The 15,689-nt window shown below is 70.9% G+C and carries 14 protein-coding genes; 13 read left to right on the forward strand and 1 reads right to left on the reverse strand.

Annotation, left to right across the window (positions count from 1 at the left end):
• The first annotated feature begins 11 nt into the window (after nucleotides 1-11).
• The 13 genes from QJ852_16375 to QJ852_16435 all read left to right on the forward strand — a co-directional run bounded on the left by QJ852_16375 (nucleotide 12) and on the right by QJ852_16435 (nucleotide 14,121).
• Nucleotides 12-665, forward strand: coding sequence for a heme-copper oxidase subunit III (locus QJ852_16375; protein ID WGX94726.1), 654 nt, complete (start codon nucleotides 12-14; stop codon nucleotides 663-665).
• 57 nt (nucleotides 666-722) lie between these two features.
• On the forward strand, nucleotides 723-1,598 hold the full coding sequence (locus QJ852_16380) for a cytochrome c (protein ID WGX94727.1): 876 nt from the start codon (nucleotides 723-725) through the stop codon (nucleotides 1,596-1,598).
• Nucleotides 1,595-2,698 carry a Rieske 2Fe-2S domain-containing protein gene (locus QJ852_16385; protein ID WGX94728.1) on the forward strand — a complete coding sequence of 368 codons (1,104 nt, stop codon included), beginning with the start codon at nucleotides 1,595-1,597 and terminating at the stop codon, nucleotides 2,696-2,698. Before QJ852_16380 ends, QJ852_16385 begins: the two co-directional genes overlap by 4 nt.
• Nucleotides 2,688-4,403 (forward strand): ubiquinol-cytochrome c reductase cytochrome b subunit, encoded by a 1,716-nt coding sequence (locus QJ852_16390; GenBank protein ID WGX94729.1) that lies wholly within the window; start codon nucleotides 2,688-2,690, stop codon nucleotides 4,401-4,403. The genes QJ852_16385 and QJ852_16390 overlap by 11 nt, the downstream gene beginning before the upstream one ends.
• A 198-nt stretch (nucleotides 4,404-4,601) precedes the next feature.
• Nucleotides 4,602-6,065, forward strand: a complete 1,464-nt coding sequence (locus QJ852_16395) for a sugar transferase (protein ID WGX94730.1) — start codon at nucleotides 4,602-4,604, stop codon at nucleotides 6,063-6,065.
• Between the two features lie 82 nt (nucleotides 6,066-6,147).
• Nucleotides 6,148-7,200: a glycosyltransferase gene (locus QJ852_16400; protein ID WGX94731.1), complete on the forward strand. Its 1,053-nt coding sequence runs from the start codon at nucleotides 6,148-6,150 to the stop codon at nucleotides 7,198-7,200.
• Nucleotides 7,193-8,341 (forward strand): glycosyltransferase, encoded by a 1,149-nt coding sequence (locus QJ852_16405; protein WGX94732.1) that lies wholly within the window; start codon nucleotides 7,193-7,195, stop codon nucleotides 8,339-8,341. Before QJ852_16400 ends, QJ852_16405 begins: the two co-directional genes overlap by 8 nt.
• Nucleotides 8,338-9,453 (forward strand): glycosyltransferase, encoded by a 1,116-nt coding sequence (locus tag QJ852_16410; GenBank protein ID WGX94733.1) that lies wholly within the window; start codon nucleotides 8,338-8,340, stop codon nucleotides 9,451-9,453. Before QJ852_16405 ends, QJ852_16410 begins: the two co-directional genes overlap by 4 nt.
• Nucleotides 9,450-10,667 (forward strand): glycosyltransferase, encoded by a 1,218-nt coding sequence (locus tag QJ852_16415; GenBank protein WGX94734.1) that lies wholly within the window; start codon nucleotides 9,450-9,452, stop codon nucleotides 10,665-10,667. The genes QJ852_16410 and QJ852_16415 overlap by 4 nt, the downstream gene beginning before the upstream one ends.
• Entirely contained in the window at nucleotides 10,664-11,869 is a 1,206-nt protein-coding gene (locus QJ852_16420; GenBank protein ID WGX94735.1) for a hypothetical protein, read from the forward strand. Before QJ852_16415 ends, QJ852_16420 begins: the two co-directional genes overlap by 4 nt.
• Before the next feature lie 2 nt (nucleotides 11,870-11,871).
• The gene (locus tag QJ852_16425; GenBank protein WGX94736.1) at nucleotides 11,872-12,633 is read left to right on the forward strand and encodes a class I SAM-dependent methyltransferase; all 762 of its coding nucleotides are present in this window, start codon (nucleotides 11,872-11,874) and stop codon (nucleotides 12,631-12,633) included.
• Entirely contained in the window at nucleotides 12,630-13,157 is a 528-nt protein-coding gene (locus QJ852_16430) for an acyltransferase (GenBank protein WGX94737.1), read from the forward strand. The genes QJ852_16425 and QJ852_16430 overlap by 4 nt, the downstream gene beginning before the upstream one ends.
• Nucleotides 13,158-13,353: 196 nt before the next feature.
• Entirely contained in the window at nucleotides 13,354-14,121 is a 768-nt protein-coding gene (locus QJ852_16435; GenBank protein ID WGX94738.1) for a hypothetical protein, read from the forward strand.
• 130 nt (nucleotides 14,122-14,251) lie between these two features.
• Here QJ852_16435 and QJ852_16440 read toward each other — a convergent pair whose 3' ends face one another.
• The gene (locus tag QJ852_16440; GenBank protein WGX94739.1) at nucleotides 14,252-15,463 is read right to left on the reverse strand and encodes an Ig-like domain-containing protein; all 1,212 of its coding nucleotides are present in this window, start codon (nucleotides 15,461-15,463) and stop codon (nucleotides 14,252-14,254) included.
• Between the last annotated feature and the right edge of the window lie 226 nt (nucleotides 15,464-15,689).

A 15,689-nucleotide genomic window follows, 5' to 3' on the forward strand; every position in this document is an offset into this window, starting at 1 on the left:
TAGACGCCATAATGGCGCCCGTGGCGATCTCAGCTTCGGCATCTCTTCCGGCCTCGCGCCTGCACGGCCAGCACGACCGACCCAGCATGGTCGCGGTCGGCACCATCATCTGGCTGTCCAGCGAGCTCATGTTCTTCGCGGCGCTCTTCGCCGCGTACTTCACGATCCGCTCGGTCTCCCCCGAGATGTGGGCGGAGAACACCGAGCTGCTGAACGTGCCGTTCGCTTCGGTCAACACCACGATCCTGGTGCTGTCGTCGTTCACCTGCCAGCTCGGCGTGTTCGCCGCGGAGCGCGGCCAGGTCTCGCGGGCCGGCTCGCTGCTGCAGGTCGGCAAGTGGGGCCTGCGCGAGTGGTTCATCCTGACCTACGTCATGGGCGCGATCTTCATCGGTGGCCAGGCGCTCGAGTACGCCGAGCTCATCCACCACGGCGTCACGATCCCCAACGACGCCTACGGCACGATGTTCTACCTGACCACCGGCTTCCACGGCATCCACGTGACCGGCGGTCTCATCGCCTTCCTCTTCGTCCTCGGCCGCACGTACGCCGCCAGGCGCTTCACCCATGAGCAGGCGGTCAGCGCGATCGTCGTCTCCTACTACTGGCACTTCGTCGACGTGGTGTGGATCGGCCTGTTCGCGACGATCTACCTCATCAAGTGACGCGGTGGGGCTGATGACGAAGAGCTGTTGGATCTTCCGGACTGACAAGGACTGATTGTGCGCCTTCTGAACCGATCCGCCGGTCGACTCTCGCGGCACCGCCGCGGTCCGATCGCCGGAGTCCTGGTGCTCGTGTGCGGCCTGCTGCTGACGGGCGGTCTCTACGCGGCGCTCGCGCCGGCCCAAGCGGACACCGACCAGAGCCAGGCGGAGCTGGTCAAGGAGGGCCGCGAGCTGTTCCTGGTCGGCTGCGCCTTCTGCCACGGCCAGAACGGCGAGGGCGTGCTCACCCAGGGCGGGTCGCAGTACGGCCCGGCGCTGACCGACGTCGGCGCCGCCGCGGTCGACTTCCAGGTCGGCACCGGCCGCATGCCGATGGCCCAGCCCGGCGCCCAGGCGCCGCGCAAGGAGGTCGTCTACACCAAGGAGGAGACCGCCGCGCTGTCGGCGTTCGTCGCCTCGCTCGGCACCGGTCCGGCCATCCCGGACAAGGAGCTCTACTCGACCGAGGGCATGAGCGAGAAGGAGGTCGAGGAGCTCGTCACCCGCGGTGGCCAGATCTTCCTCGCCAACTGCACCGCGTGCCACAACTTCGAGGGCTCCGGCGGCGCCATGCCGCGCGGCGGCTACGCGCCCAAGATCCGCGGCGTCGACTCCAAGCACATCTACGAGGCGATGCTCACCGGTCCGCAGTCGATGGACACCTTCTCCGACGGCAACATCCCGCCCGAGGACAAGAAGGCGGTCATCGCCTATCTCAACGAACTCGACGAGGCCCCGAGCTACGCCGGCTTCACGCTGGGCAGCCTCGGCCCCGTCAGCGAGGGCATCATCGCCTGGATCGGTGGCATCGGCCTCCTCGTCGGCTTCGCCGTCTGGATCGCCGCGCACACCACCCGCTCGAGCAAGAAGAAGGACGAGGCGGCAGCGTGACCGACGCACACGACACCCACTCCGACCCGCAGGGGCGCGAGCTCGCGGTCGCCGGGCCGATCCCGGACCCGGGTCTGCCCGAGCACCAGTGGCGCCCCACGGACGTCGACCCCGCGAAGGAGAAGCGCGCCGAGCGCCAGGTCGCCGCGTTGTTCGGCCTCTCGGCCGTCTGCACGGTCCTCTTCCTGGTCGCCTACTTCACGCTCGACATCGGCGACGACTGGGACGTCATCGCCGGCTTCGGCGCCTCGACCATGGCCTTGGGCCTCACCCTCGGCCTCGCACTGATGTTCATCGGCGTCGGCGTCATCCACTGGGCCCGCAAGCTGATGGCCGACCACGAGATGGTCGAGCTCCGGCACCCGGCGCGCTCCTCCGACGAGGACCGTGAGGTCGCCGTCCAGGCGATCACCGACGGTCTCAACGAGTCGGGCATCGGCCGACGGCCGCTGATCCGCAACTCGCTGCTCGGCGCGGTCGGCCTGCTCGGGCTCCCGGCCGTCGTCCTGCTGCGCGACCTCGGCCCGCTGCCGGGCGACAAGCTCTACCACACGATCTGGGGCAAGGGCCTGAAGGACAAGCCGATGCGGATCGTCCGCGACGGCATCTGGACTCCCATCCTCGCCTCGGACCTCGAGATCGGCGACCTGGTCAACTGCCAGCCAGACGCCCTGCACAACCCCGAGCGCTACGACATCGACCCGACCGAGGTCGAGGGCGTGAACCTCCAGATCCACAAGTCCAAGGCGTCGCTGATCCTGCTGCGGATGAACCCGGGCGACATCATCCCGGGCAAGGACGCGAAGGGCGACAGCCGCGAGAACTGGGCGGTCAACGGGATCGTCGCCTACTCGAAGATCTGCACCCACGTCGGCTGCCCGATCTCGCTGAACGAGCGCACGACGCACCACCTGCTCTGCCCGTGCCACCAGTCCACCTTCGACCTCGCCGACTCCGGCAAGGTGGTGTTCGGTCCCGCCGGCCGTCCGCTGCCGCAGCTGCCGATCGCCGTCGACGACGAGGGCTATCTGGTCGCGCAGAGCGACTTCGACGAGCCGGTCGGCCCGAGCTTCTGGGAGCGTGACTACTATGAGCGTTGATGTGAGCAAGGTCGCCTCGACCAACGGCACGACGCCCGCCACGGCCAAGGGCGGCAAGTCCGCCGGCGCCATCGCCACGTGGGCCGACGAGCGTCTCGGCCTCGGCACGGCGATGAAGAAGAACATCCGCAAGGTGTTCCCGGACCACTGGTCCTTCATGCTCGGCGAGATCGCCCTGTGGAGCTTCGTCGTCCTGCTGCTGACCGGTGTCTTCCTGACGCTGTGGTTCGACCCGAGCATGACCGAGGTCCAGTACAACGGCGCCTACGACCCGCTCCGCGGTGTCCACATGTCCTCGGCGTTCGCCTCGACGATGGACATCTCCTTCGACGTCCGCGGCGGTCTGCTCATGCGGCAGATGCACCACTGGGCCGCGCACGTCTTCATCGCCTCGATGATGATCCACATGCTCCGGGTCTACCTGACCGGCGCGTTCCGCAAGCCGCGTGAGCTGAACTGGGTCATCGGCTGCCTGCTCCTGCTGCTCGGCACCCTCGAGGGCTTCACCGGCTATTCCCTCCCCGACGACCTGCTCTCGGGCACCGGCGTCCGGGCCGCGGACGGCTTCATGAAGGCCTCCCCGGTGGTCGGCTCCTACATGTCGTTCTTCGTGTTCGGCGGCGAGTTCCCGGGCGACTCGATCATCCCGCGGTTCTACGCCGTGCACATCCTGCTCATCCCCGGCCTGCTGCTCGCGCTCATCGCCGCGCACATGCTGCTGCTCGTCTACCACAAGCACACCCAGTGGGCCGGCCCCGGCCGGACCGAGGAGAACGTCGTCGGCTACCCGATGCTCCCGGTCTACGCGGCCAAGGCGGGCGGCTTCTTCTTCATCGTGTTCGGCACGATCGCGATGCTGGGCGGCCTGTTCTCCATCAACGCGGTCTGGAAGATCGGCCCGTACGACCCGTCCAAGGTGACCGCGGGCTCCCAGCCCGACTGGTACATGGGCTGGCCCGACGGCCTGCTCCGGATCATCCCGGCGTGGGAGACCCACATCTGGGGCATCACGCTCTCGTGGAACGTCATGCTCCCGATCCTGGTGATGCCGCCGCTGCTGCTGATGCTCCTGATGGCACTGCCGTTCATCGAGTCCTGGATCACCGGCGACAAGCGGGAGCACCACCTGCTCCAGCGGCCGCGCAACGCCCCGACCCGGACCGCGGTCATGGTCGCGCTGATGACCTTCTACGGCCTGTCCTGGGCCGCGGGCGGCAACGACATCATCGCGATCAAGCTCCACCTGAGCATCAACCAGATCACGTACTTCATGCGTGGCGCGGTGTTCATCGGTCCGGTGATCGCCTTCATCATCACCCGGCGCTGGTGCATCTCGCTCCAGCGTCACGACGAGGGCAAGCTGCTCCACGGCTACGAGACCGGTGTCCTGGTCCGCTCCCCCGAGGGCGGGTACGCCGAGAAGCACCTGCCGCTCCCGGAGAGCAAGGCCTACACGCTCACGGCCCGCGACGACGACCCCCGGCCGGAGACGGCCGAGGAGATCGAGGCCTCGGGTGTGACCGGTCGCCGGCTCCGGCTGCGCAAGCTGCGGGCCAAGCTCGCCACCGTGTTCTTCGCGGACAACGTCCAGAAGCCCACGGCGGAGGAGCTGCACGAGGCTCAGCACCACGCGGAGCACGAGCTCCACGAGCTCGAGTCGCAGATCGCCGCCGGTCCCAACCGGCACGGTCCCTCCGAGCACTGATCCGACGGCGAAGGCCCGGACACCCCGCGGGGTGTCCGGGCCTTCGTCGTTCCGGCGTGGCCGTCCAGTGCCCCTGGCAGCTAGTCCGAAAGGACTAGCGCCGGGCTGCCATTTCCGCCGGATCGACGGATCCGGGTTACGCGACCCGCCGCATAGCGTGCTCACGACAGCGCGGGGACGACGCGGAAGGGCGGGGCGATGACGGCAGTGCTGACCTCTCCCCTGGCGCCGGCGCGCCCGCGTCTGCGGAGCGGATCGGCGCGTCGTCTCACCCGGGTCCGGGCGGTCGTCGTCGGGCTCGACGTGGTCACGCTCGGCCTCGCCGCGCTGCTCGCCGTCGCCCTGAAGTTCGGCCTCGCCACCTGGCCGCCGGCCGATGTCGACCGGCTGACGGGCGTCCCGCTGCTCGACTTCGGCTGGGTGGTCCCGGTGTGGCTCGCCGCGCTGGGCCTCGCCGGCGCGTGGTCGGCGCGGACCCTCGCCCGCGGCGGCGAGGAGCTCAAGGCGCTGGTCCGCGGCTCGCTCGCAGGCGCGGGAGTGGTCGCGATGGCGGCGTACCTCGTCAACTACGACATGTCGCGGGGCTACTTCGCCCTCGCCTGGGGCATCGGCACCACCGGGCTGCTGCTGGAGCGGTACGCCGTGCGCCGGGTCGTCGCTCGGCTGCGACGCGCCCACCGGCTGGTCAACCGGATGGTCGTCGTGGGCGATCCGGTCGCCGTCGGGGAGCTCGGCGCCGCCCTGGCCCGGCAGCCGGAGCTGGGCTACCGGATCGTCGGGGCCTGCATCGACGGCTCCGCCCCGTCCTTCCCGGTGCCGATCCTCGGCGGCCCCGGCACCGCCGTCGCGGCGTGTCGCGAGCACCACGCCGACACGCTCTTGATCGCCGGCGGCTCGTTCTCCTCGTCGCTCGACCTGCGGCAGGTCGGGTGGGAGCTCGAGGACACCGGCATCGAGCTCGTCGTGCTCCCGAACCTGATCGACGTGGCCGGTCCCCGGATGCGGCTGCGCCCCGTCGCCGGCCTGCCGTTCGTGCACGTGGACCCGCCCCAGGTCGCCCAGGCGCTGCGCTGGGGCAAGGCCGTCTTCGACCGGGTCGGTGCGGCCCTGCTGCTCCTGCTGTTCGCCCCGCTCCTGCTCGCCCTCGCCGTGGCCGTCAAGCTCGACGACGGCGGCCCGGTGCTCTACCGGCACCGCCGGATCGGCCTCGACGGCCGGGAGTTCGGCCTCTGGAAGCTCCGCAGCATGGTGCCGGACGCCGCCGCCCAGCACGCCGCGCTCGTCGGCGCACACGGCACGACCCCGCTCCTCTTCAAGCTGCCGGCCGATCCGCGCGTGACCCGGGTCGGCGCCGTCCTGCGCCGCTGGTCGCTCGACGAGCTGCCCCAGCTCCTCAACGTGCTGGCCGGTCAGATGAGCCTGGTCGGGCCGCGCCCCCAGGTCGCCGCCGAGGTCGCCTGCTACAGCCCCGCCATGCACCGCCGGCTGCGGGTCCGGCCGGGGATGACCGGCCTGTGGCAGGTCTCCGGCCGCTCGGAGCTGACCGCCGCGGAGGCGGAGCGTCTCGACCTGTCGTACGTCGAGAACTGGTCCATGGCCGCCGACCTGGGGATCCTGGCCCGCACCGCGCGGGCCGTGCTGCGCGGCGACGGAGCGTGCTGAGCACCCCGCGGTATCTTGCGGGTCCCGGGAACACGGCGCGACGACGGCGCGCGGTGAGGAAGGCCAGGCGAGGAGCGGACTGATGGGAGCTGCATCACCCGTCCGGGTGCTCCACGTCATCGAGAGCTACGGAAGCGGATCGCTGACCGCCGCCGTGCAGTACGTGCACAGCACACCCGACCTCGAGCACCATCTCCTCCGGAGGATCCGCGCGGACTACGTGCCCTTCGGCGAGGAGACTCTGTTCGCGACCGTGGCCGAGCTCCCCGGGTCCGGGCTCCGGAGCATCGGCACGGTGCGCCGGACCGTCCGCCGGCTGTCGCCCGACGTGGTCCATGCCCATTCGAGCTTCGCCGGCCTCTACGCCCGCCTGGCCCTCCGTGCCGGCCGGTCCGCGCGGGTGGTCTATACCCCCCATTGCTTCGTCTTCGAGCGCACCGACATCCCCCGCCCGCTGCGAGGGTTGTACCGCCTCGTCGAGTGGGCGCTGGCGGTCAACACGACCGTCATCGCCGGCTGCTCGGCTGCAGAGGCGCGCGCGGCGCGGGCCTGGCGGACCTGTCGCCGCGTGGTGCACGTCCCCAATGTCGCGACGGTCGGCATGGCCACCACCCGACCGAGGGACTCCGGGCGGCCCCTCGTCGTCGCCCTCGGCCGGATCTCGGCGCAGAAGGGCGTCGACTTCTTCCTCTCGGCGTGGCGCGAGCTGCGACAGCGCGGAGGCGACGTCGGCGCACTGTGGATCGGCGGCGGTGACGCCGCGGGGGTCGCCCGGCTCGAGGCATCGGGGGTGGAGGTCACGGGTTGGGTCTCCCGCGACCGTGTGCTCGACCTGCTGGCGTCGGCCAGACTCTATCTCCACACGGCCGCCTGGGAGGGCTTCCCGATGTCCGTGCTCGAGGCGCATCGTTCGGGACTGCCGATCCTGGTGCGCGACATCCCCGCGTTCCACCACGTCCCCGCGACCGTGCGTGCCGGTGATCCAGGTGAGCTCGCCTCCCTGGCCGAGCAGATCCTGCTGGACCCCTCCTGCGCCGCCGCCGACGCCAACCGGAGCGTCTGGGAGGACGCACTGTCCGCGCACTCCCCCGCGCTCCAGCGCGCGCGCCTCCTGGAGGCGTACGGCGTTGGCTGAGCACCTCGCGGCGCCACCACCTGCCGACGGGCCGCCGCTCTCGCTCGTCCTGCTCCACTGGGGGCGCACCGGTGCCGGTCCCCGGTTCACCTATGAGCTCGGCCGGGCTCTGCACGGCCGAGCGGACGTCCGAGTGGCGGTGTCCCACGTCGCCGGCACCGAGCAGGAGGCCGCCATCACGGCCCTCGGCGTCCGCCGACTCGCCGTCGAGACCTACACGGGCGCCTGGGGCGCGGTCCTCGGCCTGCCCCGCCTCGTCGCCAACATCGTGAGATTCCGCCGCTTCCTCGGTGCGGTCGAGGCCCAGGTCGTGGTGACCTCGATGTACAGCCTCTGGCACTCGCTCGCGATCAGGCTGCTCCTGCCCCGCCGGACCCGGCTCATCGTGACCGTCCACGACGCGACACCTCATGCCGGAGACGACCACGTCGTCAAGCTCTGGGCGCGAGCCGTGGAGCTGCGCAGGGCGAACGCCGTCGTGGCCCTGTCGGCGGCGGTGGCCACCGAGCTCCGCCTGCGGTACGGCGGACGGCTCCCCGTGTTCGAGACCGTGCACGGAGCCTTCGGTGCCCAGGAGCCGGCGTACCCTCGCACCGCTCCACGACACGACCCACCCGTGCTTGGCTTCTTCGGCCGGGTCCTCCCCTACAAGGGCGTCGACATCCTGGTCGCGGCATCCGCGCTGCTGGCCGAGCGCGGCGTTCATGTCGTCACGCGGGTCCACGGCATCGGGACGATCCCCGCCGGGCTCGCCGATGCCGGGCACCGCATCGAGTGGGACCTCGGCTGGGTCCCTGAGGAGCTGACCAACCAGGTGGTCGGCGGCTTCGACGTCCTCGTCCTCCCCTACCGCGAGGCATCGCAGTCCGGCGTGCTGTCGATCGCCCTGTCCGAGGGCGTCCCCGTCGTCGCCACACCTGTCGGGGGCCTGGTCGAGCAGGTTCGGGCCACGGGGTGCGGGGTGGTGGCCGCCGCGGTCGATCCCGCCGCCGTCGCGGCGTCGGTGACACAGCTGCTCGACGACGCCGCGTTGTACGCCGCCTGCTCACGCCGCGCACTCGCCGCGGCGGCGTCCGACCACGGCTGGGACCGGGTGGCCGCCGACTATGCGCGTGCGGTGACCGAGGTGGTGGGTCGATGAGGCACCCACGTCGAGCACGGACCAACGGTCCAGCCCGCCTGCTGTTGGTCGTCCGCGCCGCCGATCAGATCGGCGGGCTGGAGACGGTCGTCCGCGACGCCGCCGTCGAGCTGGAGAGTCCTGAGTTCCGCGTCACGCTCGCCGTCGTCGGCGACCGGGCGGCCCCGCCGATCTTCGACGGGCTCGATGTCGTGAGGGCCGACGGGCCGACGGGACTCCGCGCCGAGGTCCGGGCGAGCGACGTCCTCCATCTGCATGCACCGACCTTGCTGGCCTGGCCCACGTCGTTGCTCTGGACCGCCCGGCGGCACCGGATCCCCACCCTGGTCACGCTGCATCTCCCGGCGGAGCCCCGGGGTCGCCACGCCCTGTCGCGGGCGCTGATCTGGGTGCGGCGTGCGCTCGGGGCAGTGACCCTGCGCGCCGCCGGGGCCGACGTCTACGCTCCCAGCAGCGCTGCTGCATCCGTCGCGCGGTATCGCCTGTTCCGGCTGGTGCGTGTCCGGGGGCTCCGTCAGGGCGTGCGTGACCGCGGCGTGCGCCCGCCGGCTGGCCGGAGCGCGCTCACCGTCGCCTTCGTCGGTCGCATGGTCGAGCACAAGCAACCACATCTGCTGATCGAGGCGCTCGCCGACGCGCGCGCCCGAGGCGTGCCGATCAGCGCCGACCTCGTCGGGGACGGGCCGCTGCTGCGCTCCCTCAAGGACCGGGCCCGGGCGTTGGGGCTGCCTCCACAAGAGGTCCGCTTCCACGGCTATCTGGACGACCCGACGGAGGTTCTGGCCTCCAGCGACCTGCTGGTCCTCCCGTCGCTCTCCGAGGGGTGTCCGGTCGTCGTCATGGAGGCGGCGGCACTGGGCCGGGCCAGCGTTGTCCGGCAGGGTCTCGAGGGAGTCGACGAGGTCCTGCCCGATGCGCATCTCACGGTCGGGCCGCACGCGGGCGCTCGGGAGCTCGCGACCCGTCTGATCGAGCTCGCCGCCGATCGGGAGCTGGTGGTCACAACCGGTCGGCGTGCCCGGGCCGCGTTCGAGTCGGACTTCTCCCTCGCTGCCGCGGGCCGACGCTACGCGCGGGCGTACCGCGAGGCGATGCGGGCGGTGGCGCCATGACGGACGCCGAGACGGCGTACCGGCCCCGGGTGCTCATGGTCACCATGCACGACCACACCAGTCCCCGAAGCGGCGGCCCGCTGCGCACTGCCGCCATCGCCGACGCCCTTCGCGCCTCCGTCGGCCCCACGGATGTGGTGTGGCGATGGCCCGTCTCCGGCGGCAGCCCGGTCGACGACGCGCGGCTCTCGGCCAGGCGTCTGCCCCACGCCGTCCTCGGCTTCCTGCGTGTGCTGATGGCTGCGCTGCGGACGGGGAGTCCCACGGTCGTACGGACGGTCAGCTGGCGGATGGTGCGCAGAATCGTCCTGCTGCGTTCCGCCACGGACCACCAGATCACCGTCCTGGAGTACAGCACCATGGCGGCCTACCGGCCGATCCTCCCGGAGCCCGTGGTGATCGACCTCCACAACGTCGAGTCCGCGCTCGCACAGAGCTATGCCGTCTCGATCGCTGGAGATCGGAGTCCGCGCGGTCTCGCGAGGCAGGCGTGGGCCCGGGCGGACGCTCGTGGCCTGCGGAGCGTGGAGGCACGCCTCGGCGAGAGGTTCGCCGCCGGCTCCGTGGTCAGCTCGACCGATGCCGATCTGGTCCAGGCCCTCAACGGCGACCGGCCCCTCCGCCTGGTCCACGCCCCGAACGGGGTCGGCAGGACGGCGTTCGACAGGGAGTGGGAGCGGCGGAAGGCGGTGGTGTTCGTGGCCCTGCTCTCCTGGCGGCCGAACATCGACGCCGCGGACTGGCTGGCCCGGAGGGTATGGCCCGAGGTGATACGCGCCCGGCCCGACGCCGAGCTGTGGATCGTCGGCGCACGACCGGACCGGGACGTGCGGGCCCTGGACGGACTACCGGGGGTGAGCGTCCACGGCGACGTCCGCGATCCGCTCGACTTCGTTGGGCCCGCTGCCGTCGCGACCGCGCCGCTCCGGGCCGCCGGTGGGACCCGATTGAAGATCCTGGAAGCCCTCGCCGCGGGCACCCCCGTCGTCGCGACGCGGCTGGGAGCCCTGGGCCTGGAGCGACTCGGCGGACCACATCTCACGATCGTCGACCGGCCCGAGGAGTTCACCCGAGCGCTCGTCGCCGCGCTGGACGGACAGCACGAGGTCGACCGGGCCGAGGTGAGGGACCTGGTCCATGACTTCGTGTGGGACCGGGCGCTGCGCGACCTGATCGTGTTGTGCGCCGAACTGGCGGCCGGGCGGCGACCATGAGCCGGTCCCGGCTGGCCGGGCGGCTCGGCGGCTTCGCGCTCAACGTCGGCGTGACCTCGACGGTCGGGCTGGTCTCGATACCTCTCATCATCCGAGGCGCCGGAGCCGCGCCCTGGGCCGCCGTCGCCGTGGGCCAGGTCGTCGGCGGCATCGCCGCGATGCTGGTCAGCCTGGGTTGGGGAGTCGCCGGCCCGGCGCGCGCAGCGGCCATGTCCGACGCCGACCGCAGCCGCTACTACGGGCACTCCCTCGGCGCCCGGGGCGCCGCCCTCGTGGTCGCGCTGCCCGCCTGTCTGATCGTCGGCTACGCCATCGTGCCCGACCACAGGTGGATGACCGGACTGGTCGCGGCAGCGAGCGCGACCTACGGTCTCAACGCCGCCTGGTACTTCACAGCGATCGGCTCACCACAGGGCCTCTTCCTCTGCGAGACCCTGCCCCGCACCCTCAGCTCCCTGGCCGGCGCCGTCGGTGTCGTGCTCGGGGGGACGCTGCTGCTGGTACCCGCGTCGCTGCTCCTCGGCTCACTGCTGGCCACGAGCGCCACCTGGCGGACCGTGTCGCGGTCCGGGCCGATCACCATTCCCCCGCCGCGCCGGTCCGTCGCCGGCATCCGAGATGCCCTCCCCTCGCTGTCGGTGACGGTCGCCGTGACCGTGTACTCGTCGTTGCCGGTGGTGTTCGTGGCCGCGCTCGCACCGTCCGGCCTGGCGTCCTACGCCCTGCTCGACAGGTTCAAGACCTTCGCGCTGACGGCGCTCGGGCCCGTCGTCCAGGTCACCCAGGGCAGTGTCGTCGCCCCCGAGCGGGCCGAGACCCTCCGCCGTACCGATCGCGCCTGCGCCGTCGCCCTCGTGATCGGCTGCGTGGTCGCCGTACTGTTCCCGTTCCTCGCACACCTGGGCGCCCGGCTGCTCTCCGATGGCGACATCGCGCCGACCAGCACCCTGGGCGTGCTCGTCGGTCTCATCGTCGGCGTCGGCGTGGTGTCCTCGGTCCTCGGCCTGGCATGCCTGCCCGCGCTGGACGATGTCCGTGCGGTCACGCTGAGCAGTGCCGTCGGCGCCGTCGTCTTCCTGATGCTCGCTGCTCCGCTGGCAGCGTGGCAGCATGCGACCGGGATCGCCCTGGCAGCGGTCCTCGCCGAGGTCTGCGTGCTGGTACTGATGGCGTGGTTCTACCTTCGAGACAGAACGAGGTGACGGTGGTCACGACTCCTCCACCGGGCGCCGGCGACGACGCCCTGCTCGCCTTCGTCCGCGAGAGTCCCATCCGGCGCAGGGCGATCGTCGACCATGTCCGGGCGTGGTCACGCACGCTCCAGCCCGGGTCCGAGGTCCTCGACGTCGGCGCCGGCACCGCCCCCTACCGCGCGTTCTTCGACCACTGCCGCTATCGGACCCACGACTGGGAGAACTCCGTCCACGGCGGCGACGTCGACGTCGTGGGTGACCTGGAGTCCGGCCTCACCATCCCCGGCGGCGCCTTCGACGGCGTTCTCTGCACCGAGGTCATCGAGCACACGGCGACTCCGGGACGTGCCCTGGCTGAGATCCGGCGCCTCCTCCGCCCAGGCGGCTCACTGGCGCTGACGGTTCCCTTCGTCGTCCCGCTCCACGAGGAGCCGTTCGACTTCTGGCGGCCCACCTCCCACGGTCTGCACAGGACGTTGGACCACGCGGGCTTCACGTCGATCGATGTCCGCCCGATGACGGGGTGGTTCGGCACCGCGGGCGAGGCACTGCGCGACTACGCCTTCGCGACGACGGATCCCACCGGTGAGGTCTCCGTCCCGCAGCGTCTGGCGATCCAGGGTGCCAAACTGTCCGCGGTCGCCCTCGGCCGATGGTCCCACCGGCTCGACCGCCTCGACCGGCGGCGCGCCCTGCCGGTGGGTTGGACGGTCGTGTGCGCCGCGGCGGCGTCGACGCCCGAGCACGAGGAAGGAACTGACGACACCCGATGAGGAACCGGCTGATCCAGTACCTGCTCAACGAGATCGTCGGGAAAGTCCCCTTCGTCGCCTTGCGCCATCATCTCTACGCCCTGGCCGGCGTCGGATTCGGGGAGCGCTCCGTCGGGATGCTCATGATGCACGTCGAGATCAGCGCTCCGCATCGGCTGAGCGTGGGAGCGAACACCGTCGTCGGCCGGCGATCGCGCCTCGACGCGCGAGGCGGCATCCGCATCGGAAGCAACGTCAACATCGGCAGTGAGTGCGCGTTGCAGACCGCGAAGCACGACGTCGACTCGCCCTCGTTCGCCGATTCCTACGGGCCGATCGAGATCGGCGACCGCGCCTGGCTGGGCGAGCGCGTCCTCGTCCTGGCCAATGTCAAGATCGGCGAAGGAGCTGTTGTCGCTGCCGGTGGGGTGGTCACCAACGACATTCCCCCGTTCACCGTCGCTGCCGGAGTCCCCGCTCGAGTGATCCGCGCTCGAAGGAGAGATCTCACCTACGAACTGAGCTACCGGGCCGACTTCATCTGACGGGTCCGATCGCCCATCGGCTCGACTCCTCGGCCAGCGGCGCGTCCTGTTCTCGGCTGAACGGTCGTCGCGACAGCCGGTGTGCCCCGGCCGCCGATCTCTTCGGCAGGAAGCAGGTTCTGCCGATCGGCTGGGGTCCGGTCGGACGGGGTCTAGTGTGCGGGTCACTCACTCACCCACACCTGAGAGTATGGCGATGATCCGTACGGGCAAGAGGTCAGTCCAAGTGCTCCTCGCGTCTGCTGCCACGGCCGCGCTGGCACTGACCCCCCTCGCGGTAGCCACCCCGGTGTCTGCTGAGGCCGCGCTGTCGCCCTCGCCGACCTACGCCCAAGCGGGAGTCACCTACGTGGGCTACCCGCTGCCGGGCAGGGTCATGTACGCCAGTCCCCCGGGCGCCGGGAGAGTCGAGGTCACCGTCTCAGCCGACGGCCGGTCTATCAGCCGGTTCAGCGTCATCGACGCGGTCTTCCCGGCCAATCCCGCCAACGCCGCGTGCGCCGGCACCCGCTACAGCTACACACTCACCGGTCCGATTCCCATCACCACACCTCCCGGCTACGAGGACGACTACCTGTTCTTCTCGACCATGTCCCCCGGTCTCGGTCAGGTGAACGACCTCGAGATCGACGGATCCATCGATCCGGGTCGGATGATCGGCAGGTTCGCCTATGAGGAGCCCGGCTGGGACGACGATCCCACCAACAAATGCACCACTCAGGGCAATGTCGGCTGGACCGCCTCCGCGCCTGGCGGGTGCCTGGGGTCGCCGGAGCACGTGCAGCTCCAGAATCGGTCCGACACCCTGACCGAGAAGATCGCCAAGCTGGCGAAGAAGCTCAAGAAGGCCAAGAGGGCCGACAAGGACAAGCGCGTCAGGAAGCTGAAGCACAAGTCCCGCAAGGCGAAGTCCGAGCTCTCTCAGGTCAATCAGGCCCTGACGTACCTCTGCAACCAGCCGTGACCAGCAGCAGGATCTCAGCTACGAGCTCAACTGATCTGCCCGATCGTCACCAGGAGCGCGACGATCTCACCGCCGAGCGGGACGTGTTCCAGCACGCTGAGACACAGCCCGTCGAACGGCCTGATGGCGCTCAGCCGAGCGCGGACCCCGCGACGTACTCGCCCCAGGGGACGTTCCAGTCGCCCCACCCGTTGCCGGGCTCCATCGGGCGGTCGGTGCCGACGTACTCGACGACGTCGCCGCGCCGGGTCATGGAGTAGAGCCAGCCGGCGTTGTCGGTGCTCAGGCCGGTGCAGCCGTGGGAGACGTTGGCGCGGCCCTGGGAGCCGACGGACCAGGGCGCGGCGTGGATGAACTCGCCGGAGCTGGTCAGCCGCATCGCCCACTTCACGTTGTCGATGTCGTAGGCCTCGGCGGAGCCGCGGGAGATGCCGACGGTCTCGGAGTTCATCCGCTTCTGGTCGTACTTCTCCATGACGACCTTCACGCCGGAGCGGGTGGTGAAGCCCGGCTTGCCGGTCGTGACCGGGATGGTGCGCAGCAGCTTGCCGTTCTCGAAGACATTCATCTGATGGGTCTTCGCATTGACCTTGTAGATGTGGGCGGCGCCGACCTCGAAGTCGACCGTGCGGTCCTCCTGGCCGTAGATGCCTCCGCCGGCGCTCACCCCGTTGACGGCGACGTCGACACTGACCTTGGTGCCGGCCTGCCAGTATGCCTCAGGACGCCAGTGCGCCTCGGTGCTGCTGAGCCAGTGCCAGGTGCCCGGCTGGGCCGGGGTCGAGGTCACCGTCATGTGCTTCTCGAAGACCGCCTGGTCGGTGACCGGGAGGTCGAAGGTGACGACGACCGGCATGCCGACCCCCACGGTCTCGCCCTGCAACGGAGCGAGGGACGGGTAGGTCTGCTGGTCCAGGCTCAGCGCCTGGGTGGTGAAGGACGAGAGACTCTGGACGCGCTTGCCGTCGGCGTTCTCGGCGACCGCGCGCACCCGGTAACGGACGCCCGGCTCGAGGCCTCCGGCGGAGACCCATCGGGTCCCGTCGGCACGGAGCTCGCCGTCGATCCGGCCGTCCTTGGACTTGAGCACGACCGAGGAGAGCGTGCCCTGCTCGGCCTTGACCTTGACCACCTTGTCGACCGCGACACCGGTGGCGTCGTCCGCGACATTGGTCGTCACGACGGCCTCGGACGCGGCCGCCGCGGTGGTCTCATCGTCGGCGGGACCGGCACCGGGGACCAGGCCCGACCCGTCGCAACCGGCCGCGACGAGAGCCACGGCAACCAGGACCGAGGCAGCGCGCAGGGCACGCGGACGGAGGTGTGTCGACGGGGAAGGCACCGAAAGAGCCTACCTGCCGGATCCGCCGAATCCCGGCTACGAACACGTCGGCGGTGTCACACCGCCCACCGACGCGGGCGTGGCGCCCGCGCGAAGCGGGAGCGTCGGCCGCCGGACTACCGGTCCCGAGAGCGCCTCGACCGCGTGCGCGGCAGCGCGGCCCGCGTGAAGCGCGTGGAGCGACGCCCGCGGTCCGAGCTTGCGAGGACCGTGCGGCGGCACTCGA

Source organism: Nocardioides sp. L-11A, assembly GCA_029961745.1.
Taxonomy (GTDB): Bacteria; Actinomycetota; Actinomycetes; order Propionibacteriales; family Nocardioidaceae; genus Nocardioides.

What these genes read in the sequence shown, in the direction of transcription:
- QJ852_16375 (WGX94726.1), top strand. Translation starts at nt 12, where the DNA reads ATGGCGCCCGTGGCGATCTCAGCTTCGGCATCTCTTCCGGCCTCGCGC.
- QJ852_16415 (WGX94734.1), top strand. Translation starts at nt 9,450, where the DNA reads ATGACGGACGCCGAGACGGCGTACCGGCCCCGGGTGCTCATGGTCACC.
- QJ852_16390 (WGX94729.1), top strand. Translation starts at nt 2,688, where the DNA reads ATGAGCGTTGATGTGAGCAAGGTCGCCTCGACCAACGGCACGACGCCC.
- QJ852_16420 (WGX94735.1), top strand. Translation starts at nt 10,664, where the DNA reads ATGAGCCGGTCCCGGCTGGCCGGGCGGCTCGGCGGCTTCGCGCTCAAC.
- QJ852_16395 (WGX94730.1), top strand. Translation starts at nt 4,602, where the DNA reads ATGACGGCAGTGCTGACCTCTCCCCTGGCGCCGGCGCGCCCGCGTCTG.
- QJ852_16410 (WGX94733.1), top strand. Translation starts at nt 8,338, where the DNA reads ATGAGGCACCCACGTCGAGCACGGACCAACGGTCCAGCCCGCCTGCTG.
- QJ852_16400 (WGX94731.1), top strand. Translation starts at nt 6,148, where the DNA reads ATGGGAGCTGCATCACCCGTCCGGGTGCTCCACGTCATCGAGAGCTAC.
- QJ852_16435 (WGX94738.1), top strand. Translation starts at nt 13,354, where the DNA reads ATGATCCGTACGGGCAAGAGGTCAGTCCAAGTGCTCCTCGCGTCTGCT.
- QJ852_16430 (WGX94737.1), top strand. Translation starts at nt 12,630, where the DNA reads ATGAGGAACCGGCTGATCCAGTACCTGCTCAACGAGATCGTCGGGAAA.